This window comes from Methylophilus sp. DW102 (genome assembly GCF_037076555.1).
Classification (GTDB): Bacteria; Pseudomonadota; Gammaproteobacteria; order Burkholderiales; family Methylophilaceae; genus Methylophilus; species Methylophilus glucosoxydans.
The window spans coordinates 1,953,623-1,976,307 of sequence record NZ_AP029023.1; the positions used below are offsets into that span (position 1 = coordinate 1,953,623).

23 protein-coding genes and 1 tRNA gene are annotated in these 22,685 nt (G+C 51.4%); 8 read left to right on the plus strand and 16 right to left on the minus strand.

What is annotated here, in order from left to right:
- Position 1: 1 nt before the first annotated feature.
- From AACH41_RS09045 to fdxA, 6 genes are all read left to right on the plus strand, one after another.
- A complete protein-coding gene (locus tag AACH41_RS09045; protein ID WP_338654629.1) occupies positions 2 to 1,666 on the plus strand; it encodes a nitrite/sulfite reductase in 1,665 nt (554 codons plus the stop codon).
- Positions 1,666 to 2,283, plus strand: a complete 618-nt coding sequence (locus AACH41_RS09050) for a DUF934 domain-containing protein (protein ID WP_194748078.1) — start codon at positions 1,666 to 1,668, stop codon at positions 2,281 to 2,283. Before AACH41_RS09045 ends, AACH41_RS09050 begins: the two co-directional genes overlap by 1 nt.
- Positions 2,280 to 3,038: a phosphoadenylyl-sulfate reductase gene (locus tag AACH41_RS09055; protein ID WP_338654630.1), complete on the plus strand. Its 759-nt coding sequence runs from the start codon at positions 2,280 to 2,282 to the stop codon at positions 3,036 to 3,038. Before AACH41_RS09050 ends, AACH41_RS09055 begins: the two co-directional genes overlap by 4 nt.
- Positions 3,039 to 3,121: 83 nt before the next feature.
- Positions 3,122 to 4,051 carry a sulfate adenylyltransferase subunit CysD gene (gene cysD, locus AACH41_RS09060; RefSeq protein WP_194748082.1) on the plus strand — a complete coding sequence of 310 codons (930 nt, stop codon included), beginning with the start codon at positions 3,122 to 3,124 and terminating at the stop codon, positions 4,049 to 4,051.
- 1 nt (position 4,052) lies between these two features.
- Complete coding sequence (gene cysN / locus AACH41_RS09065) at positions 4,053 to 5,327, plus strand: sulfate adenylyltransferase subunit CysN (RefSeq protein ID WP_194748083.1); 1,275 nt, start codon at positions 4,053 to 4,055, stop codon at positions 5,325 to 5,327.
- Positions 5,328 to 5,428: 101 nt separating this feature from the next.
- A complete protein-coding gene (gene fdxA / locus AACH41_RS09070) occupies positions 5,429 to 5,752 on the plus strand; it encodes a ferredoxin FdxA (RefSeq protein WP_194748085.1) in 324 nt (107 codons plus the stop codon).
- Between the two features lie 76 nt (positions 5,753 to 5,828).
- Here fdxA and rnhB read toward each other — a convergent pair whose 3' ends face one another.
- The 16 genes from rnhB to AACH41_RS09150 form a co-directional block, all read right to left on the minus strand.
- Positions 5,829 to 6,416 (minus strand): ribonuclease HII, encoded by a 588-nt coding sequence (gene rnhB / locus AACH41_RS09075; protein ID WP_338654632.1) that lies wholly within the window; start codon positions 6,414 to 6,416, stop codon positions 5,829 to 5,831.
- Between the two features lie 5 nt (positions 6,417 to 6,421).
- Positions 6,422 to 7,585, minus strand: a complete 1,164-nt coding sequence (lpxB, locus tag AACH41_RS09080) for a lipid-A-disaccharide synthase (RefSeq protein ID WP_194748087.1) — start codon at positions 7,583 to 7,585, stop codon at positions 6,422 to 6,424.
- 12 nt (positions 7,586 to 7,597) lie between these two features.
- Positions 7,598 to 8,377, minus strand: coding sequence for an acyl-ACP--UDP-N-acetylglucosamine O-acyltransferase (lpxA, locus tag AACH41_RS09085; protein WP_338654634.1), 780 nt, complete (start codon positions 8,375 to 8,377; stop codon positions 7,598 to 7,600).
- A 40-nt stretch (positions 8,378 to 8,417) separates the two neighbouring features.
- Positions 8,418 to 8,882: a 3-hydroxyacyl-ACP dehydratase FabZ gene (gene fabZ, locus AACH41_RS09090; RefSeq protein ID WP_194748091.1), complete on the minus strand. Its 465-nt coding sequence runs from the start codon at positions 8,880 to 8,882 to the stop codon at positions 8,418 to 8,420.
- An 8-nt stretch (positions 8,883 to 8,890) separates the two neighbouring features.
- The gene (lpxD, locus tag AACH41_RS09095) at positions 8,891 to 9,952 is read right to left on the minus strand and encodes a UDP-3-O-(3-hydroxymyristoyl)glucosamine N-acyltransferase (protein WP_338654638.1); all 1,062 of its coding nucleotides are present in this window, start codon (positions 9,950 to 9,952) and stop codon (positions 8,891 to 8,893) included.
- Between the two features lie 87 nt (positions 9,953 to 10,039).
- Positions 10,040 to 10,540: an OmpH family outer membrane protein gene (locus AACH41_RS09100; protein WP_275355704.1), complete on the minus strand. Its 501-nt coding sequence runs from the start codon at positions 10,538 to 10,540 to the stop codon at positions 10,040 to 10,042.
- 51 nt (positions 10,541 to 10,591) lie between these two features.
- Positions 10,592 to 12,862, minus strand: a complete 2,271-nt coding sequence (bamA, locus tag AACH41_RS09105; protein ID WP_194748462.1) for an outer membrane protein assembly factor BamA — start codon at positions 12,860 to 12,862, stop codon at positions 10,592 to 10,594.
- Between the two features lie 62 nt (positions 12,863 to 12,924).
- Complete coding sequence (rseP, locus tag AACH41_RS09110) at positions 12,925 to 14,289, minus strand: RIP metalloprotease RseP (RefSeq protein ID WP_338654644.1); 1,365 nt, start codon at positions 14,287 to 14,289, stop codon at positions 12,925 to 12,927.
- Complete coding sequence (gene ispC / locus AACH41_RS09115) at positions 14,286 to 15,494, minus strand: 1-deoxy-D-xylulose-5-phosphate reductoisomerase (RefSeq protein WP_338654646.1); 1,209 nt, start codon at positions 15,492 to 15,494, stop codon at positions 14,286 to 14,288. Before ispC ends, rseP begins: the two co-directional genes overlap by 4 nt.
- Before the next feature lie 9 nt (positions 15,495 to 15,503).
- On the minus strand, positions 15,504 to 16,331 hold the full coding sequence (locus AACH41_RS09120) for a phosphatidate cytidylyltransferase (protein ID WP_338654648.1): 828 nt from the start codon (positions 16,329 to 16,331) through the stop codon (positions 15,504 to 15,506).
- Positions 16,332 to 16,350: 19 nt separating this feature from the next.
- Entirely contained in the window at positions 16,351 to 17,109 is a 759-nt protein-coding gene (gene uppS, locus AACH41_RS09125) for a polyprenyl diphosphate synthase (protein WP_338654650.1), read from the minus strand.
- Between the two features lie 27 nt (positions 17,110 to 17,136).
- A complete protein-coding gene (frr, locus tag AACH41_RS09130) occupies positions 17,137 to 17,694 on the minus strand; it encodes a ribosome recycling factor (RefSeq protein ID WP_275355714.1) in 558 nt (185 codons plus the stop codon).
- 26 nt (positions 17,695 to 17,720) lie between these two features.
- Complete coding sequence (pyrH, locus tag AACH41_RS09135; protein WP_194748107.1) at positions 17,721 to 18,437, minus strand: UMP kinase; 717 nt, start codon at positions 18,435 to 18,437, stop codon at positions 17,721 to 17,723.
- Positions 18,438 to 18,651: 214 nt separating this feature from the next.
- Positions 18,652 to 19,527 (minus strand): translation elongation factor Ts, encoded by an 876-nt coding sequence (gene tsf, locus AACH41_RS09140; RefSeq protein WP_194748109.1) that lies wholly within the window; start codon positions 19,525 to 19,527, stop codon positions 18,652 to 18,654.
- Positions 19,528 to 19,711: 184 nt separating this feature from the next.
- A complete protein-coding gene (gene rpsB / locus AACH41_RS09145; protein WP_338654655.1) occupies positions 19,712 to 20,455 on the minus strand; it encodes a 30S ribosomal protein S2 in 744 nt (247 codons plus the stop codon).
- Between the two features lie 165 nt (positions 20,456 to 20,620).
- Positions 20,621 to 20,696: transfer RNA gene (locus AACH41_RS09150), tRNA-Arg, on the minus strand.
- Between the two features lie 140 nt (positions 20,697 to 20,836).
- On the opposite strand from AACH41_RS09150, the gene dhaL reads away from it, so the two are divergent.
- Positions 20,837 to 21,466: a dihydroxyacetone kinase subunit DhaL gene (gene dhaL, locus AACH41_RS09155; protein WP_338654658.1), complete on the plus strand. Its 630-nt coding sequence runs from the start codon at positions 20,837 to 20,839 to the stop codon at positions 21,464 to 21,466.
- Positions 21,467 to 21,569: 103 nt separating this feature from the next.
- A complete protein-coding gene (dhaK, locus tag AACH41_RS09160; protein ID WP_313988245.1) occupies positions 21,570 to 22,568 on the plus strand; it encodes a dihydroxyacetone kinase subunit DhaK in 999 nt (332 codons plus the stop codon).
- Positions 22,569 to 22,685: the final 117 nt, after the last annotated feature.

Here is a 22,685-nt window from a genome sequence, read left to right on the forward strand (position 1 = left end):
CATGTACAAATACGATCCTATAGACCAACAAATTGTTAATGAACGTGTCGCCCAGTACCGCGACCAGACCCGCCGCTATTTGGCAGGCGAACTCACGGATGAAGAGTTCCGCCCGCTGCGTCTGCAAAACGGCCTGTATATTCAGCGCCATGCACCGATGCTGCGGATTGCCGTACCTTACGGACTCATGTCCAGCAAACAATTACGCAAACTGGCAGACATTGCCAAGCGCTATGACCGTGGCTATGGTCACTTTAGTACCCGTCAGAACTTGCAGCTCAACTGGCCCAAGCTGGAAGATACTCCAGAGATTCTGGCTGAACTGGCGACGGTAGAAATGCACGCGATTCAAACCTCAGGCAACTGCATCCGTAATATCACGACCGACCAGTTTGCCGGCATTGCGCCAGATGAAATCATTGATCCGCGCGCCATCGCTGAAATCATGCGCCAGTGGAGTACCTTCCACCCTGAATTCGCCCTGTTGCCACGCAAGTTCAAGATTGCCGTCTCAGGCACTCAACAAGACCGTGCGATTGTGCAGGCGCATGACATTGGCCTCGAATTTTACAAAGACGCACAAGGCCAGATGGCAATCAAAGTCTGGGTGGGTGGTGGCTTGGGCCGTACACCGATCCTGGGCACCGTGATTCGCGAACATCTGGAATGGCAACATGTGTTGTCTTACTGCGAAGCGGTGATCCGTGTCTATAACATTCACGGCCGTCGTGACAACATCTACAAAGCCCGCATCAAGATTCTGGTGAAGGCGCTGGGCATTGATGATTTCAGACGCCAGGTAGATGAGGAATGGGCCCACCTCAAAGATGGTCCACTCACCATCACTCAAGCCGAACTAGACCGCGTGGCGCATTACTTTGAGCCCATGCCATACAAAACACTGCCTGCGCATGATGCGTCATTCGACGCTGCGGTCGCATGCAATCCTGCCTTTGCCGCCTGGGTGAAACGTTGTGTCCACGCACACCGTGTCCCGGGTTACCGCGCGGTGACCCTGTCGCTCAAACCACACGGCAAAGCGCCTGGAGACATCACCAGCGAGCAAATGCACATGGTGGCTGACTTGGCCGATGCCTACAGTTTTGGCGAGCTGCGCTCCTCCCACGAGCAAAACCTGATCCTGGCCGACGTGCAATTGTCCGACCTATTTGCCGTGTGGGAAAAAGCCCGCGCAGCCGGTCTGGCCACGCCTAACATCGGCTTGCTGACGGATATTATCTGCTGCCCTGGCGGTGACTTCTGCAGCCTGGCCAATGCCAAATCGATTCCGATTGCCGAAGCCATTCAGATGCAGTTCGACAATCTGGACTACCTGTATGAAATCGGTGACCTTGAGCTCAATATCTCTGGTTGCATGAATGCCTGTGGCCATCACCATGTCGGCCATATCGGCATTCTGGGTGTGGATAAGGATGGTTCGGAGTGGTACCAGGTCACCATTGGTGGCAAGCAAGGCAATGATGCCAGCATAGGTACCGTGATCGGCCCTTCATTCTCGGCAGAGGAAATGCCAGGCGTAGTCAAGCGCCTGATTGAGGTCTATGTGCGTGAGCGTAGCGACGAGGAGCGTTTTATCGACACGGTACGTCGTTTGGGCGTAGCGCCGTTCAAGGCCCACGTCTACGCTGAGAAGGAGTCTGCATAATGAGTCAATTAATTCAACTGGGCAGCAACGGCCAGGCCAGCATTGTGGCAGATACCTGGACCCGCGTGGTCCCACCGGCCCCGGCTGAAGAGTCTGTCCGCAAGCAGGCTGGGAAAGTCGTGCTGTTCAAACTGACTGGCGAGCAAACCTATAGTCCAGAACAAATTGCGAATACGCAGATTCCAGCCACGGGCAAAATTCTGGTGCCGCTCGCTGTCTGGCAGGCCCGCAAGGCAGAGTTGCAAGCGCGCCTGGCGGCTGGCGAGCTCGGCATTGTGCTGGCCACCAACGAAACAGCCGAAACACTGCAAGCCGAATTTGCAGATTTGAATACCTTGCCAATCATTGCGATTTATGTGGAACGCTTTGCCGATGGCCGCATTTTCACCTTGGGCAACTGGCTACGCACGCGTTATGGGTTTAAAAACGAATTGCGCGCGATTGGCGATGTATTGCGTGATCAATTGTTCTTTCACAAACGCGCAGGCTTCACCAGCTTTTTAATTCGTGCTGACCGCTCGGCCGAAGATGCACTGGCCAGCCTGAATGACTTCAGCCAGCCCTATCAGGGCGCGGTAGGTGATGTGCCAGTGTGGAGAAGGATACAGCGCGCATGAGTTTCGGCGTCAGCATGCTCAAACCGGCAGCCAGCAATCCTGCGACACGCCCTGAGCTGACAGAAGCCCTGGTTGCTTCTGTCCAGGCCAAGCGCGCCCAAGTAGTAGCCCTGCTTCAGTCTGCGGCGGCAGAGTTTCCGGCCATCACTTTTGCCAATAGCTATGGCGCTGAAGACATGGTGTTGACTGACCTGATCGCCAAAGAGGCCCTGCCCATCGAGATTTTCTCACTGGACACGGGTCGACTGCCCGCAGAAACCTACACCCTGATGGGGGAAGTTGAGCACACCTATGCCACCAAACCGGTGGTATTTTTCCCCAAGCATGAAGCCGTAGAGCAGTATGTGCGTACCCAGGGCATCAATGCCTTCTATGACAGCATAGAACTGCGTAAGGCCTGCTGCCATATGCGCAAAGTGGAGCCGCTGCAACGTGCACTGGCTGGCAAACAAGCCTGGATCACCGGCATGCGTGCTGAACAAGCCACCACCCGCAGCAATTTGCCTGTGCGTGAATTTGACGCAGGCAACAAACTGGAAAAATTCAACCCGCTCAGTGACTGGACAGAAAAAGAAGTCTGGGCCTATATCCGGTTGTATGAAGTGCCTTACAACGCCCTGCACGACCAGTTTTACCCCAGCATTGGCTGTGCGCCTTGTACTCGTGCCGTCGCCATGGGTGAAGATATCCGTGCCGGTCGCTGGTGGTGGGAAGATCCGACCAGCAAAGAGTGCGGTTTGCACGTAAAGAAATAGTTAACTGCCGGTAAACGTTAAAGCAGTAATGAGCGTGTATCTACGTTGATCGGCGGTAAAAATTTGATTGGTAATAAATTAAGATGACAACGAAACAACCTTTATCACATCTCGACTGGCTCGAAGCTGAAGCCATTCATATCCTGCGTGAAGTGGCTGGTCAGTGCGCCAACCCTGTGTTGCTGTTCTCCGGCGGCAAGGATTCGTTGTGCATTTTGCGTCTGGCAGAAAAAGCCTTCCGCCCAGGTCGCTTCCCTTTCCCGCTCATGCATATCGACACCGGTCACAACTATCAGGAAGTGGTCAATTTCCGTGACCAGCGCGCTGCCGAGCTGGGCGAGCGCCTGATTGTGCGTTCAGTGGAAGACTCCATGAAGCGTGGCACTGTGGTGCTGAAAACGCCGGATGAGCCACGCAACAAACATCAGTCGGTGACGCTGCTGGAAGCCATTGAGGAGTTCGGTTTTGACTGCTGCATCGGCGGCGCCCGCCGTGATGAAGAAAAAGCGCGCGCCAAGGAACGGATCATGAGCTTCCGTGACGAGTTTGGCCAATGGGATCCGAAAAACCAGCGCCCGGAATTATGGAACCTGTACAACGCCCGTGTGCATAAAGGGGAAAACATCCGTGCCTTCCCGATCTCGAACTGGACAGAAATGGATGTCTGGCAATATATCGAGCGTGAAAAACTGGAGCTGCCTAGCATCTACTTTGCCCACCAGCGCGATGTGGTGATGCGTCATGGTGCGATTTTCCCAGTCAACGTGCCGCTGACTTCTGGCGAATTGATCAACCAGCCCAAGGCCGGTGAAGAAGTCATCAACATGCAGGTACGTTTCCGTACCGTCGGTGACGTCACCTGTACAGCGCCCGTCATTTCTGATGCCGATGATGTGAGCAAAATCGTGGTAGAAACCGCCACCACCACCATTACCGAGCGCGGCGCAACGCGTCTGGACGATCAAACTTCCGAGGCTTCCATGGAGCAGCGTAAGAAAGAAGGTTATTTCTAATATGACAACACAACACAACGACTCTTTGCTGCGCTTCATGACCTGCGGCAGCGTGGATGATGGCAAAAGCACGCTGATTGGCCGCTTGCTGTATGACACTAAAACCATCCTGGCAGATACGCTCAACAACATTGAACGTACCTCGAAAAAACGCGGTATGGAAGCCGTGGATCTCTCCTTGCTGACCGATGGTTTGCAAGCCGAGCGCGAACAAGGCATTACCATTGATGTGGCTTACCGCTACTTCAGCACTGGCACCCGCAAATACATCATCGCCGATGCCCCTGGTCACGAGCAATACACCCGCAACATGGTGACCGCCGCATCAACGGCTAACCTAGCGATTATCCTGATCGATGCCCGTAAAGGCGTACTGACCCAAACCCGCCGCCACAGTTATCTGGCGCATCTGGTCGGCATTCCCCATATTGTCGTGGCAGTGAACAAGATGGATCTGGTCAATTATGACCAAGCCGTCTTTGACAAAATCAAGGCGGATTACACGGCATTCGCCACCGAGATCGGTCTGGCGCAAGCGCGTGACATCAAATTCATTCCCATGTCTGCACTCAATGGTGACATGCTGGTAGACCGTCTGGAAAATCTGAACTGGTACCAGGGCGAAACCTTGCTGGAGCTGCTGGAAGCGGCCCCGGCTTCAAATAGCGAGGCATCAGAAGCCTTCCGCTTCCCGGTACAGTTTGTCTGCCGCCCACATGATTCAGCCAATCCCGACCTGCATGATTTCCGTGGCTTTATGGGGCGCGTTGAGTCCGGCGAAATCGCCGTCGGTGATGCGGTCACAGTTCTGCCGAACGGTTACCAGTCTAAAGTCAAGGCGATTCAACTGGGCGCCGAGCAACTGCAACGTGCGCAAACGGAGCAAAGCGTAACCCTGCTGCTTGAAGATGAGATTGATACCTCACGCGGCGATATGATCGTGAAAACCAGTCAAGCGCCTGAAGCCGTCAAACACATTGAAGCACATGTCTGCTGGCTGTCAGAAACCCCATTGTCGCCGGCACGGACTTACATAGTGCGTCACACCACACGTGAATCCAAAGCGAAAATCGGCAGCATTCAATACAAGGTGGACGTCAACACGCTGGAGCAACAGGCGACTACTGATCTCAAAATGAATGATATCGCCCGCGTAAGCTTTAAACTGGCGCAACCGCTGATGGTAGACAGCTATGATAAAAACCGTGCCACCGGCGCCTTTATCGTCATTGACGAGAGCACCAACAACACGGTTGGCGCAGGCATGATTGTCTAAACTAGCGCAAGCGGATGTCACACAAAGCCATCCATCGTCAATTTGGCTAAATTGCAATAAAATATCGTTTTGGCCCTAAAAGCCCACAAAGGATTTAAAACATGACTTATGTAGTAACCGAAAATTGTATTCAGTGCAAATATACCGACTGCGTAGATGTGTGCCCGGTAGACTGTTTTGTTGAAGGCCCTAACTTTCTGGCAATCAACCCGGATGAGTGCATTGACTGCACGCTGTGTGTGGCCGAATGCCCGGCAGAAGCCATTTTCTCTGAAGATGATGTGCCAGCCAACCAGCAGCACTTTATCGAACTCAATGCCCGCTTGGCAAAAGTCTGGCCGACCATTACCGCACGCAAGGAACCCTTGCCGAATGCCGATGAAATGAATGGCAAATCCGGCAAGACTGAACTGCTGGTCGAATAAGTTTTTCTGGCCTTGAGGTCACAAAAAAGCCGCTTTTTAAAAAGCGGCTTTTTTATTGCGACTGGCATCCAAGTGTTTAACTGTCCATGGCTATGAGCAGTTTTTTAACCGGTGCATAACTGCGCCTGTGCTCAGGCGTGACGCCATGTAAGGCCAGTCGCTCAAGATGCAACGCGGTGGGATAGCCTTTATGCTGGGCAAAGCCATACTCTGGATATTGCGCGTCTAATTCCAGCAATGAAGCATCTCTGGCCGTCTTGGCCAAAATAGAGGCTGCCGAAATTTCAGCCACTTTGCTATCGCCTTTGACAATGGCTTCACAAGGGATCTGGAATACAGGTTTACGATTACCGTCCACCTGGATCAGTGTGGCCTGTATATGAAACTGGTCGCACATGGCCTGGTAAGCGCGTTGCATGGCGAGCAGACTGGCCTGCAAGATATTGATCCGATCAATGTCTTGCGCGCTGACGCTGGCAATGCCCCAGGCCAAAGCCTGTTGTTTGATGGTGATCGCCAGTGCATCACGCTTGGCCTCAGATAACTTTTTCGAGTCTGCCAGGCCTGCGATAGGTCTGGACGGATCAAGAATGACTGCGGCGGCAAACACTGCGCCAGCCAAAGGCCCCCTACCTGCTTCATCAATACCACACAGGATATGCATCGCAGTTAAGCCTGTAGAAATTGTCTAATTACAGCCGCCGCTTTTTGCGCGCTGTTTTGCTTGAGCTGCGCGTGAATATGGCGATACTTTTCTTGTAGCGCACTCAAGCCAACTTTATCAGCCAGCAGATTGTAGAGTGTTTGCGCAATGCGCTCCGGAGTCGCGTCATCCTGCAGCAATTCAGGCACAATAAACTCACCAGCCAGGATGTTAGGCAAGCCAACATAAGGCTGCAGACGCATGCGTTTAAGCAATTGCCAGCTCATATTAGACATCTTGTAGGTAATGACCATCGGCTTCTTGAGCAACGCAGCTTCCAGTGTTGCTGTGCCTGAGGCGACCAGCACCGCATCTGCGGCTGTCATCGCATCATGTGCGTGGCCAAACATGATTTGCAGATCTATGCTGGTCTCAGGTTTTTGCGTTAATAACTGGTGCCAGGCACTGGTAAAAATATCACGGGTTTCACGCGTCACCAATGGCACCAGAAACTGTGCTTGCTGGCCGTTTTCACGCATCAGGCGATCAAATACAATCGCAGTTTCCAGGACAAGTTCTGCATGAAACGTCACCTCGGACTGGCGGCTACCTGGTAGCATGGCAATCACCACCGTGTCTTTTTTGAGTTTGAGTTTCTCGCGGGCTTGCTCAACAGGCGGCTCCATCGGTAGCGCATCCGCCAGAGGATGTCCAATATAGGTGACAGGCACGCCGACCTGCTGGTAAAGCGCAGGTTCAAACGGAAACAAGGCCAGCATATGTGAAACCGCCCGCTTGATTTTGTGAATCCGGTTTTTACGCCACGCCCAGATAGAGGGGCTGACATAATGCACAGTCGCGATGCCCTTGGCTTTGAGCTTACGCTCCAGCCAAAAGTTAAAGTCTGGGGCATCAATACCGATGAATACATCGGGCTTTTCAGTGAGAATCTGCTTGTACAACTGGCGGCGTAACTTGAGCAGGCCCCACAGATGCTTGAGCACTTCAAGATAGCCACGTACCGATAAACGTTCGATCGGAAATAAGGATTTGGCACCCAGGCTCATCATTTTAGGACCCGCAATGCCAAAAATCTCGACGTCAGGTTGCGCTGCTTTCAGCTCCTGAATCAAGTGATAGCCCAGCAAGTCTCCGGAGGCCTCTCCCGCCACCATTGCAATCTTAGCCATAATGTGTGTGAATTAACGGACAATGCCGCGCGTGGTCTGCGCGAGAAAACGGGTCATCAAGCCAATTTCCGGGCAGGATGTTTCCATGTCAGCCAAGGCCGCTTTTGCTTCTTCTAACGACAAGCCTTGACGATAAAGCACTTTATAGGCACGCTTGATTTGCTGTATGGTCTCAGCATTAAAGCCTCTACGCTTGAGGCCCTCGGCATTAATCCCATGCGGCTGCGCGTCATACCCCGCTGCCGTCACATAGGGCGGAATATCCTTGAACACCACAGACCCAACCGCAGTAATAATATGCTCACCGATCTGGCAATATTGGTGGATTAAGGTAAAGCCGCCAAGAATGGCATGATCATAAATAGTGACATGCCCTGCCAGCGAGGAGTTATTCGCCATGATGGTATGGTTGCCAACGATGCAATCATGGGCAATATGTACATAAGCCATAATCCAGTTATGGCTGCCGATTTTGGTCGTGCCTTTGTCCTGAACCGTGCCACGATTAAAGGTACAAAACTCACGGATGACATTGTGATCACCGATTTCAAGCAGCGTAGGCTCATCCTTGAATTTTTTGTCTTGTGGCTTTGCCCCTAGCGATGAGAATTGAAAAATCTCGTTATGCTTACCAATGGTGGTGGGGCCTTCAATCACCACATGTGAGGCGATTTTGGTACCCGCATCAATACGGACACCCGCACCTATGGTACTATACGCGCCCACTTCGACCGAGCTATCCAGCTCGGCTTTGGGATCAATAATTGCGGTAGGATGAATCAAACTTTGCATGTTTCGCCTGCTACGCCCTCATGAGCGCAGTATCATATCGTTATTTTTCAATGGCTTTCAGGATACACATCATGTTGGCCTCGGCCACCACTTCGTCTCCTACTTTGGCCACGGCGACATATTTCCAGATACCCTTCAGGATACGGTCAATTTTGACATTGAGCACGATCTGATCACCTGGGGACACCGGCTTTTTAAAGCGCACATTGTCTATGCCAGCAAAATAATATACGGAGTCATTGGTCGGCTTGGTACCCATCGTTTTAAATGACAGGATGGCTGCCGCCTGTGCCATGGCCTCAACAATCAACACGCCCGGCATCACAGGGTGGTATGGAAAATGGCCTGGAAAATAAGGCTCGTTGACCGAAACGTTTTTGACGGCGGTGATCTCTTTACCCAACTCCATAGACAGTACGCGGTCAACCAGCACAAACGGATAACGGTGCGGTAAATGTTCTAGTATCTCATGAATATCCATGCTATTCATTGGGTTCTCAGCCATAGTCTCTCTCAATCTTTTGAATGTCTCTGTATATTGCTAATTGCTTGCTCAAGCTGCTTTAGCTTGAGCTGATATTGTTCCAGATGCCGGATATTGGCCGCGGTCCGCAACCAGTCTGCATGTTTTTGGAATGGCATGAGCGCCGTATAAGTGCCTGCCTGCTGGATAGAGCGCATAATCATGGAACCAGGCGAGATGGTGACACCATCTGCAATCTGCAGATGGCCCAAAATCATGGCCGCGCCACCGATTTTGCAATGTTCACCGATCACTGCACTTCCTGCGATGCCCACGCAGCCAGCAATCACCGTATGCGCGCCAATGCGGACATTATGGGCGACCTGTATTAAATTGTCCAACTTCACACCGTCTGCAATGACCGTGTCATCCAAAGCACCGCGATCGACTGTGGTATTTGCACCGATATCCACGTGATTTCCGATCACTACCCGGCCTATCTGCGGTATTTTAACCCATTCGCCCTGCGCTTCTGCGTAACCAAAGCCATCATTTCCAATAATACAGCCAGAAAACAAATGGCAATGGCTGCCAATCTGGCTGCCATGTTTGACCACCACACGCGGTTCCAGTACGGTATGCGCACCAATGCTTACATCGTCTTCGATCACGCAACCGGCACCAATTCTGACCCCTTCGCCCAGAACAACGCGGTCCCCAATATAGACCTGCGCCTCAACGGTTAACTCGGACCCATGCTGTACTCCTTTCCCAAGCACGGCGGTTGCATGAATCTGGTTTTGGTAAGTACGCGGCGGATTCAATAGCGCGGACAGCCTTGCGAAGTAGACATAAGGATTATCCGTCAGAATACACGGCAGTGCCGTTAAATGCTGATGCTCAGGCCGTAAAATGATGGCAGATGCCTGGGTGGCCTGTAAGGATTGTGTGTATTTGGTATCGTTAAAAAAAGCAATGCTGCCTGGCTGCGCCTGCGACAAGGAAGCCATGCGAGACACGGTCAGAGCGCTCGCATGTTGTGACTGCTCGCCTAGCCATAGCTCACCGCCCAGAGACGCAACAATCTCTTGTAATGTATAGTGTTGCGCCATAAAAAACAACCCTAGAAAACAACTTTAGAAAAATAACTCGAAAACAACATGACTGAGCAGCGGAGAGCCCAAAGCCAGGCAAAATCTCTATTTTTTACCTAGCAATTTCAGCACTTTATCCGTGATATCAATACGCTTGCTGGCATAAGCAACTCCACTGTAGGCGACTAGATCATAGCCTTCGTTCTCAGCCACGGTCTGAACCGCTTTATTGATGCGTTCTTGCAACAAGGCCAGCTCTTCATTTTTGCGCAAATTAATATCTTCACGCAATTCACGCTGCTTGCTCTGAAATTCAAGGCGTGAATTGTTCAATTGACGCTCTTTCAGGCGGCGATCTGACTCAGTCAGGTTTGAACGATCATGATCGAGCTGCGTTTCCAACTCACGAATCTGTTTTTGCAGCTTATCAAGCTCGAGTGAGCGCGGACTAAACTCTTTTTCAAGCTTTTTACCCGTCTCGGCGGTTTGCGGTGCCTCTTGCAGAAGCTTGTCCACCTGTACATACCCGACTTTGTAATAATCGGCGGCTTGTGCATGAGCACAACACAATACAATCGCTAGCACGCTAAACCAGATGCTTCTCATGAGAGTCCTCCTTTCCGCGCCAGCATGATGAGTGATTTGACACTGCATGCGTTAGAACTGCTGTCCAAACTGGAATTGCAGCACTTGTGTGTTGTCATAACTTTTACTATTCAAAGGCTTGGCCAGTACCAATTTCAACGGTCCAAATGGCGACACCCAGGTCACGCCTGCACCGGTTGAGAAACGCAAATATTCCGAGTTAATCGGATCATCTTGCCCGTAAACTCCCCCCGCATCCAAGAACACACTCAGACGGAACTGACTAGACTGGGTGACGAACGGCACTGGCATAAACAATTCCGCATTGCCTAAAACCTCTTTGGTGCCGCCCAGCGCATAGGTTGAACCTGACGTTGGGTTTATACCTCTAGGGCCTAATGAAGAGTTCACAAAACCGCGGACACTGTTTACACCACCCAGATAAAAGTTTTTAAAGAAAGGATAGTTTTTACCACCATAACTGTTCGCATAGCCAACTTGCCCGTTTAGCATGAAGGTAAAGTTATCATTTAACTCTTTATACCAGGCATGCTGGTAAGTGGTTTTGTAATACTGCAGATTGAGCCCCGGCACACTGACCTCGCCAGAGAGTCTTTGTAACACACCGCGATGCGGGAAAAGAATGCTGTCCCTGGAGTCAAAGGTCCAGCTGGCATTGGCCACTAAGGAGTTGCTGTCACAGCCACTGGTATTACCGCAGAAGTTAATGTATTGGATCGGACTGCTGCTACTCAAGCTGACATTGGTAAAGTCTAGCGTCAGCCCGGCATTGACAAAGTCCCTTTCTGACAGCGGCATACCAAAGTTAACACCCACGCCATAAGAACGGCTGCTATAGGTACCCACATTTAACAAACTACTATTGGTATTACCAGTGTTGACGTCACGCCGGTAAATATCAAAACCACGACTGATCCCGTCTGGGGTGAAGTATGGGTTGGTATAGGATAACGAGTAGGTTTTATTGTAGTTACTGGTATTAACCACCAACGCGACACGGTTACCGGTGCCGAGGAAGTTCGGCTGGTTGACGTTGAAGCCCAGAATCACGCCACTGCTACTGGACAAACCAGCACCGAACTGGACACTACCGGTGGCCTTTTCTGCAACCGTCACGTTCATATCGACCTGATCATTGATGCCAGGGACAGAAGGCGTCTCCAGCTCGACCGTGTCAAAGAAGTTCAAGCGCTGGATACGCTCTTTTGAACGCTTGATTTTATCGCCTGCATACCAGGCAGACTCCAGTTGACGCATCTCGCGTCTGACCACCGCGTCACGCGTACGTGTGTTCCCTTGTACGTTAATCCGTCTGACATAAACTTTACGGCCGGGATCAACAAAGAAGGTAAATGCAACAGTATGCTCTTGCTTGTTGATCTCGGGCACAGCGTTGACATTAGCAAAGGCATAGCCTTCTTCGCCCAGCTTGTCATTGATGTTTTTGCTGGCGTCGGTGACTTTTTGGCGATTGAATACTTCGCCATCCTGAATATTAATCAGTTTGCGCAGATCGTCTTCTGGCAGCAATGTCTCGCCAGCCAGCTTGGTTTTGCTGATATTGTATTTATCACCCTCGGTGATATTGATGGTGATATACACGTCCCGCTTGTCTGGCGAAATGGAAACTTGGGTGGAATCAATCGCAAACTCCAGATAGCCCTGGTTCATGTAAAACGAACGTAAGGCTTCCAGGTCCGCCGTCAGCTTTTGCTTGGAATACTGGTCATCCTTGTTCCACCAGCTCATCCAGTTTGGGGTCGTCAGTTGAAAGTTTGCACGCAAATCCTGCGTGGTAAACAAATGATTACCCACGATATTGATATCGCGGATTTTGGCTGCAGGGCCTTCGGTAATCTCAAAGCGGATGGCGACGCGGTTACGCTCAAGGGGACTTGCCGTGGCTTTGACCTCTGCGCTGTACTTGCCTTGTGACAGATACTGGCGCTTGATTTCCTGTTCGGCGCGATCTAACTGGGCTTTATCAAAAATCTGCCCTTCGGCAATGCCGATCTGCTTCAGGCCCTCTTTGATTTTGTCCGTTTGAAACGATTTGTTTCCGCTAAAATCAATTTGTGAGATAGAGGGGCGTTCCTGAACGGTGACAACCAGCACATCGCCTTCATTTTCAATACGCACATCCTTGAAAAATCCAGTGGCATAGAGGGATTTAATCGCTTGCGCAGCTTTTTCATCACTCATGACATCGCCCACCTGCATGGGCAGGTAGTTAAATACAGTCCCAGCCTCGGTGCGTTGCAAACCTTCAACGCGGATATCTGAAATGACAAACGGTTCTGTGGCGTAAGCGCTGAAATGCATCACCCCAGCTAACAAACCCAACCACAATTTGGAACTTGATTTTATTCTCATTAACTATGCTTTCAACCAATCAGGTAGCGATTAATGTCGTTAAAAAAAGCAATTAACATTAACGCGCCCAATATACCCAAACCCAGTCGCTGACCAATCGCCAGCACACGTTCAGGTAACGGTTCTCCTCGTATCAACTCCGCCATATGATACAACAAATGACCGCCATCCAATACTGGAATCGGTAGCAGATTCATGACCGCAATACTGATACTGAGCAAAGCAATAAAGCCGATGTAGGGTTTAATGCCCATATCGGCCGACTCACCAGCTGCATCGGCAATACTGACCGGGCCACTGATCGCCTTGAGTGATGCCTGACCCGTGACCATTTTTCCCAGCATTTTGAGGGTGAAGGCAATGGTCTCCTGCATTTTTTCCAATGCACGGCCCGCCGCCTGCATCAGGCTAAAGTGCCTGACCACTTGATAAGGCGTCAAATCTACCGCTGCCATATCCACAGCCGCCCCCAGACGGCCAATTTTCTGACCGCCTTGCAGGGTCAGTTCTGGCAACAGTTTGACTTCATAGGACTTTTCAGCCCGCTGGTATTCCAGCTTGAGTGCTTGCTCGGGACTCGCACGGACCAGTTTGACGAATTGCTGCCAGTCTGCAATCGGCTTTTGATTCACCTTGAGGATACGATCCCCAGGCTGCAAGCCACTTTGCTGAGCCACCGAGCCAGGCAAGACTTCGCCAATCACTGCTGGCACCGTCGGCATCAATACGGCCAATCCCACTTTCTGCATCACCTCGCCATCTGGCTCGCCCGCTAACTGTTGCAGCGGCAATTGATGCTGATGCAGCTCGCCTTGCGGGGTTTTGGTCACGACACGCAGGCTACGGTGTGCCATCCATTGCTCCAGCATTTGCCACTGCACCTCTTGCCAGGTCGCCACCGGTTGACCATCCAGCGATACGATCAGGTCGCCTTGGCGCAATTTGGCAGCCGCAGCCAAGGACCCAGGCTCCACCGGACCAATCAAGGGCTTCAGGCCGGTCTCCCCTTGTGCAATCAATCCCCAGTAGCACACGAATGCCAGGAGCAGATTGGCCAGCGGGCCGGCAAATACGATCCACATTTTGGCAGCAATGGCCTGGCGGTCAAAGGCTTGTGACCAATCCACATCAGGACGAGAAGGCATTTCAATCGCTTCACGGCTATCCAGCATTTTGACGTAGCCGCCGAGCGGAATCCAGGAAAGCACCCATTCTGTGGCCTGGGGATGGGCTTGAAACTTGAAAATCGGCCGACCGAAGCCGATGGAAAATTTCAGGACACGCACGCCACAACTGCGGGCGGCCAAATAGTGGCCAAACTCATGGATAGTCACCAGCACGCCTATGGCGACAATAAAAGCCCAGACCGAGGTCATACACTCGCCACCTTGCGCAAGGGGCTGACCGCCTGCGCAGCCAGCGCATGCTCGACAAACTGTCTGGCCTGCTGATCAACCGCCAGCAATTGCTCAATCGAGCTGACTGTTTCGACCGGCAGCGATTGCAAGGTACGTTCTATCAGGCATGGAATATCCAGATAATGGATTTTTTCCTGCAAAAAGGCAGCGACCGTCACTTCGTTGGCGGCATTCAGGATTGCTGGCGCCGTGCCACCTGCAGCCAAGGCCTCATAAGCCAGACGCAAACAGGGGAAACGTTGCGTATCAGGCGCCTCGAACTCCAGCTTGGCGACGTCAATCAAACTCAAGGGTTTGACCCCAGAGGCAATTCGGTCTGGATAGCCCAAGCCATAGGCAATCGGCGTACGCATGTCTGGATTACCCAGTTGCGCCAGAATGCTGCCATCCACATAAGAGACCATGGAATGAATCACACTTTGTGGATGCACAACGACTTCTATCTGATCTGGACGCGCATCAAACAACCAGCGCGCCTCGATCACTTCCAGCCCCTTGTTCATCAAGGTGGAGGAGTCTATCGTAATTTTTGCACCCATCACCCAGTTCGGGTGCTTGAGCGCCAAGGCAGGCGTCACTTCCTGCAATTGTGTCTGTGTATACCCGCGGAACGGGCCGCCTGACGCGGTGAGAATAATCTGATTCACACCGACATCTGCCAGCGCTTGATAGCTCTGACGCGGCATGGCCTGAAAGATCGCGTTATGCTCGCTGTCAATCGGCAACAAAGTGGCCTGACCTTGCTTGACGGCATCCATAAACAATTGGCCAGCCATCACCAGGGTTTCTTTATTTGCCAGCAGGATTTTCTTACCCGCACGCGCCGCGGCCAAGGCAGGCAACAATCCGGCAGCCCCAACCACGGCCGCCATCACGATGCTGACGTCTTCATGCGCAGCGACTTCACTCAAGCCATCTACGCCAGACAATACCTCCACCGGCAGTTGCTCGGCAGCCAGGCATTGTTTTAGTTGTCGCGCGGCTTCCGCATCCTGCATCACAGCAAATCTTGGCTGGTATTGGGCACACTGTTGCAACATGAGGTCAACTCGACTGTGTGCTGCCAGCGCGAACACGCCATAGCGCTCAGGATGCTGGGCAATCACATCCAGCGTCTGCTGACCGATGGTGCCAGTGCTGCCTAGTATGGTGACGTATTGCAAATCAACCTCTTAAAATGAATGAGCTTGCGCGCAGAAGTGAAACCAGAACAGCAGGCACAGCCCGACCGGCAACGCTGGCACAACGCCATCGACCCGATCCAGCAAGCCGCCATGCCCAGGCAAAAACTGTCCACTATCCTTGAGGTTGGCTCGGCGCTTGAAAAATGACTCAAACAAATCGCCATAAATACCCACCACCATCACCAGCCACAAGCCTGGGAAAATCCAGCCTGTAGCCACCCAGCCGCTGCCATACAAAATCCCCGCATAGGCTGTGACGGCGATTAACGCCCCAAGCACGCCCTCCCAGGTTTTGCCTGGACTAATCGCCGGCGCCAGTTTGTGACGACCAAATTGTTTACCCGCAAAATAAGCCGCACTGTCAGCCAGCCAAATGGTGGAAATAATCACCAGCAGCACATAGGGATTCACCGCTTTTGCGACAACCAGCGCCATCCATAACGACAGCATCAGTCCGGCACCCACCCATGCATTCACAAAGGCACTGTTAAAAAAAGTATTGAAGTACAAGGCCACTGGCACAATCAATAGCCAGAATAGGCTGGCAAGTGCAAATACCTGTAACGATTGATAAAAAAACCAGTGAAAGCCCAGGTTAAGCAGGCCAAACAACAGGACTACGCCCGCCAGACTAGAAATTGCCAGATACACCGTGGTTTGCACACGATTAAACCGCAAAAAGCCAGACCATTCACGCAGGCAGACCAGCGACAATCCCAACATAATCAGGGCCCAAGCCAGCAATGGCAGCAAAAATAAGGCTGGCAAAAACAATCCCAGCAAGACAACCGCGGTCACAATTCTTGTTTTTAGCATATCCTTGCTTTTAGTCTCTCTAGGCGTCGCTACCATCAACCAGTTGCTCACTGGTGCGGCCAAAGCGGCGTTCACGTTGACGGTATGAAGAGAGTGCGGCTTCAAAGGCGTCATCATCAAAATCGGGCCACAAGGTGGGTGTAAAGTACAATTCAGTGTAAGCCAACTGCCAGAGTAAAAAGTTACTGATACGGGTTTCACCGCCGGTGCGGATAAACAAATCCGGCTCTGGCGCATATGGCATGGAAAGGTAAGGCAGCAGATCACACTCCTCGATCTGCTTGAGGTCGGGCCGTGCCTGCATTAACTGGTTCATGGCATTGACCACATCCCAGCGCCCACCGTAATTGACAGCAATCGTCAACACCAATCCGGTATTGGCAGCCGTTTTTGCTTCGGCCTCGATCATTTTTTGCTGTAATGCCGCGTTAAAGGCACTACGATCACCAATCAGTTTCAGGATCACATTGGCGTCATGCAGTTTCTTGACTTCGCGGTCCAGGGCCTCCAGAAACAGGCTCATCAGAAAAGTCACTTCCTCCTGCGGGCGGCGCCAGTTTTCACTGCTAAACGCAAACAGGGTGAGGTAGTTGATTTGCAGCCGGACACAGGCCTTGACCATGGCGCGCACAGATTCCAGGCCACGTTGATGCCCGGCGACACGGGGCAAAAAACGTTTTTTGGCCCAGCGCCCATTGCCATCCATAATGACGGCGACGTGCTGGGGCACTTCCTGAACAGGCGGGACTTCTTTGGTAGAGCTGGAGAAAAAACCCAAAACAGTTTCCGTTCGCGCAAATGGCTGTTAAACAGCCATCAGGTCCGCTTCTTTTTGTTGCAGAATTTTATCGACTTCCGCCACGGCTTTGTCTGTCATTTTTTGCACTTCATCTTGTGCGCGGCGCTCATCATCTTCAGAAATAGCTTTGTCTTTAATCAGTTTTTTCAGCGCATCGTTTGCATCACGGCGCACATTACGGATCGCCACTTTGGCGCCCTCGCCTTCCTGACGCACAATTTTGGCGAGGTCGCGGCGACGCTCTTCGGTTAACATTGGCATAGGTACGCGAATCAAATCACCATTGGTAGCAGGGTTAAGCCCTAAATCACAGTCTCTAATCGCTTTTTCAACTTTGGCAATCATGTTTTTTTCGTAAGGCTGCACATTCAAGGTACGTGCATCTCCCAAATTGACATTCGCAACCTGATTGACTGCCACCATAGAACCGTAGTACTCCACCATCACATGATCCAGCAAGCCGGTGTGTGCACGGCCAGTACGGATTTTTGCCAGATCCACCTTCAGGGACTCCAGCGATTTATGCATTTTCTGCTCGGCAGATTTTTTAATGTCTTCAACCATTTGATTCTCCAATCGACGCGCGGGGCTTAAGCCATCACGCGCGTGCCTTCATTTTCACCCAGAATGACACGCTTCAACGCGCCTTCTTTAAAGATACTGAATACCGCAATCGGCATTTTCTGATCTCGGCACAGCGTAAATGCAGTTGCATCCATCACTTTGAGGTTTTTATTGATCGCCTCGTCGTAGGTCACCATATCATAACGGGTCGCTGTCGGATCTTTTTTCGGATCTGCCGTGTAAATGCCATCGACCTTGGTCGCCTTCAATACAATTTCGGCATCAATCTCAACGCCGCGCAAAGCAGCTGCCGTGTCCGTGGTAAAAAACGGGTTACCAGTACCCGCGCCAAAAATCACCACCTTACCTTCTTCCAGGTAACGAATGGCTTTACCGCGGATATAAGGCTCAGCGACCGCCTCAATATTCAATGCACTCTGCACACGTGCTGGCAAGCCTGCGTGCTTCATGGCATCCTGCAAGGCCATCGCGTTCATCACCGTGGCCAGCATACCCATGTAATCCGCAGTTGCCCGGTCCATACCCTCTGCGGCAGGGGCAACACCGCGAAAAATATTGCCACCGCCGATGACTATGCCTACCTGTACGCCCATACTGACGATTTCTTTGACTTGCGCAACAATAGCCGTCACTGTTTCGCGATTAATGCCATATGCGTCATCGCCCATCAGCGCTTCACCTGATAACTTGAGTAATATGCGCTTGAAAACAGGTTGTGCCATAATTATTTTCCCAAACTCAAAAATGTGCCTATTTAATCACAAAAACGTCATTTTTTGGATGTTGCAGGCGCAATTAGAAATAAAACTAGTGATTCGCGGTAAAACCACAAGGCTGATCCATAAAAACCAAAATTCAGCCATAAAACAAAATTCAGCCATAAAAAAAGTGGAATCCTAAGATTCCACTTTTTGTGAGACGCTACTAGCCAGTCAATTAGACTTTTGCAGCAGCAGCCACTTCAGCCGCGTAATCGACTACGGCTTTTTCAATGCCTTCACCCACGATGTACATGCTGAAAGAAGCCACGCTTGCCCCTTTGGATTTCAGCAATTGCTCAATGCTCAGCTTGTCATCTTTCACAAAGGCCTGGCTCAGCAAAGTCACTTCTTTCAAGAACTTCTGCACCGTACCTTCTGCAATTTTTTCCAGCATGGCTTCTGGCTTGCCAGCTTCTTTGGCTTTTTCGATAGCCACACGACGCTCGGCTTCAATCAGCGCAGCATCCACACCACTGGCATCCAGCGATTTTGGTTTGGCTGCAGCAATATGCATTGCAATGTCTTTACCCAGCGCTTCGTCACCACCCACCAGATCAACCAGCACACCAATTTTGCTACCATGCACATAGCTGAACAATTGGCCTTGTGCTTGTGTACGCACAAAACGACGTGGGGTGATGTTTTCGCCAATTTTACCAACCAGTTGCGCACGCACAGACTCCGCTGTTTCGCCACGCAATGGTAAAGCCCCTACCGCGTCAATGTCAGCAGGATTGTTTTCGTTCACAGTTTGTGCCAAGTCGCTTACAAACTTGAGGAATTCTTCGTTCTTGGCGCAGAAGTCAGTTTCAGAGTTCACTTCGATCAGTGTACCCAGTTTGCCATCAGCGGTAATGCTGATGCCTACGGTGCCTTCTGCAGCCACACGACCAGCCGCTTTGCTTGCCTTGTTACCAAAGCGTACACGCAGAATTTCTTCCGCACGAGCCATATCGCCTTCAGCTTCTGTCAAAGCCTTTTTACAGTCCATCATTGGGGCATCGGTGCGCTCACGTAAGTCTTTCACCATGCTTGCGGTAATTTCAGCCATTTATTTGCTCCTTTTATTCAACGACCTGAGCGGCCGCCATCAATATTCTTTTCACTATACAGAGACTGTGTGACAGCCAGATTGCGCCAGACACCAGCGCATTTACGTGCCCATTCTGTCAGCCTATGCAACAGAAGACACAATAGAAAAAGGGGCGATGCGCCCCTTTTCATGCCACCGGGAATTACTCAGCCACTGCCTCAGCAGGTGCAGCTTCTTCCTGTGCAGCCTTCACGATTTCAGAAATCGCGTTTGCACGACCTTCCAACACGGCATCAGCCATGCCACGTGCGTACAAGCGGATTGCGCGTGAAGAGTCATCGTTACCAGGGATGATATAAGTGATGCCATCTGGTGAGTTGTTGGTATCCACGATACCAATCACTGGAATACCCAGTTTACGTGCTTCAGTAATCGCGCCGCTTTCATGACCAACGTCGATCACAAAAATCGCATCTGGCAAGCCACCCATCTCTTTAATACCACCGATGGAACGCTCCAGCTTTTCGATTTCACGCTTGATGCCCAAAGCTTCTTTTTTACCGAACTTGTCGATGCTGCCATCAATCATCATGGCTTCAAAGTCTTGCAAACGCTTGATAGATTGCTTCACGGTTTTGAAGTTGGTCAGCATACCACCCAACCAGCGATGGTTCACATACGAACAACCAGCGCGCTGTGCTTCTTCTTTCACGATATCGCGGGCTTGACGCTTGGTGCCCACAAACAGAATACGGCCCTTGTTTGCTGCCAAAGTGCGCACATATTTCTGTGCTTCTTCAAACAGTGGCAGGGTTTTTTCCAGGTTAACAATATGAATTTTGTTACGATCGCCAAAAATGAACTCTGCCATTTTCGGGTTCCAGTAACGAGTTTGGTGACCAAAGTGAACACCGGCCTCCAACATTTGACGCATAGTCACGGACATGATTTTATCTTTCCATTCAAAGGGTTATTCATAAACTTGCAATCAAAAACACCGTATTTAACGGCACCCAATGTGATTGCAAGCAAGTGTTTGACAAAAAAGTCAATCCAAAATTATAGCGCTTAATCCGAATACTATCAAGCACTTAAGCATTTCCAGCTAAGCTGGCGTCCCCGTCAGGACTCGAACCTGAAACTAGCCCTTAGGAGGGGCTGGTGATATCCTGTTTCACCACGAGGACAGCGGCGCTATTTTAAACGCTTGTCTGCAAAACGACCACCCTGTTATTCAAAATCGCTGACGCCTCTCTCAGCCAGCTTGCCGAGCCCGATGGCTGTGAGTAACATGCACCTACAAACTTTCTAACTGACAGACAGAGATATGGATACTAACTCTATCAATCGTTATGCCTCGGCGATACGCGAGGCAATTGTTGCGCATGAAGCGGATATCGAATGCCTGGACCGCGAAATAGGCGATGGCGACCACTACATTAATATGAAGCGTGGCTGTGAAGCGATTGCAGGACTGGCAAACGAACTCAATGGCCTAGACGCATCTGATGCCCTGAATAAAATTGGCATGAAATTACTGAGCACCATAGGCGGGGCATCTGGGCCGTTATTTGCAAGCTTTTTTATGGCCATGGGTAAATCGCTTAAAACCAGTGAAACAATCAGCATCAACCACTTTGCCGCCGCATTTGACGCTGGCGTACAAGCCATTATGCAACGGGGCAAAGCCCAGGCCGGTGAAAAAACCATGCTGGATGTGCTGGTCCCCGTCGCCCAGACCTTTAAACACATGGCAGAACAAGGCCACACCCGCCCGGAAATTGCAGCCGCCCTGAAAAAGACAGCCAGTGAAGGTCTTGAGTCCACGCGTAATATGCTGGCCACCAAAGGTCGCGCGGCTGGATTGGGTGAGCGCGCCATTGGTCATCTCGATGCGGGGGCAAAAAGCTGCCAGGTCATGATTCATGCAGTGTGCGATCTCGTGGTTGCCGGTTAAGGGCATTACAGATCAAGTTTTCCCCACTCACCCCTCTACGCGGCGCACTGGGTATCAGGCTTAGCTTAGCCAGCTGTGCACGGTTTTAATCACGGAGCGAAAAATGAAAAAATTTTTAAATCAGGTTGACCAGATGCTGACTGAAAGTCTGGCTGGCTTTGCCACTGCACATCGCGAGCTGGTGCAAGTGCAATTTGAGCCGACCTTTGTCAGCCGCAAACAAAAAGCACAAAACAAGGTCGTGCTGATTTCCGGTGGCGGTTCAGGCCATGAACCTTTGCACGCGGGCTATGTGGGCAAAGGCATGCTGGATGCCGCCTGTCCAGGCCAGGTATTCACCTCACCTACCCCAGATCAGATGCTGGCGGCAGCCGAAGCGGTGCATGCGGATAAAGGCGTCCTGTTTATCGTGAAAAACTACGCCGGGGATGTCATGAATTTTGAAATGGCGGCTGAAATGCTGCCGTTTGAGCATGCCACGGTGCTGACCTCGGATGACTGTGCCGTCGTCAATAGCACCTATACCTCAGGTCGCCGCGGCGTGGCAGGCACCGTCATTGTCGAAAAATGCGTCGGTAGCCTGGCGGAAAGCGGCGCTGACCTCGCTGCCTGCAAGGCGCTTGGCGATAAAATCAATCTACGCACTTCCAGCATAGGCGTCGCCCTGACCAGCTGCACGGTTCCTGCGGCAGGGAGACCCACCTTCGATATCACTGAAGCTGAAATTGAAATGGGGGTAGGCATCCATGGTGAACCAGGTCGTCGCCGTGAAGCCATGCATGCAGCAGACGCCATCGTCACGGACATGGTCGCCGCGATTGTGCATGATATTGAAGCCAAGCAACTGCCTGGTGCGGGCGATATCCTGCTTTTGGTGAATGGCCTGGGCGCGACACCGCTAATGGAGTTATACCTGATTTATCACGCAGCCGCAGAACAGCTGACCGCCAAAGGTTATCAAGTCACCCGCAGTCTGGTTGGCAACTACACCACCGCCATTGACATGGCAGGCGCCTCAATCACGGTTTGCCTGCTGGATCAGGAAATCCTAAAGCACTGGGACAGCCCAGTGCATACCGCTGGCTTGCGCTGGGGCTGCTAACACGATTAGCTACCTTAAACGCTGACCATAGTCAGTCCGCTCACAGGCAGCAAAGGCACCTGCATTAATTTATTTTAAATCGCCACTTTCTCTCACATTATGATTGCTTCCTGCTTG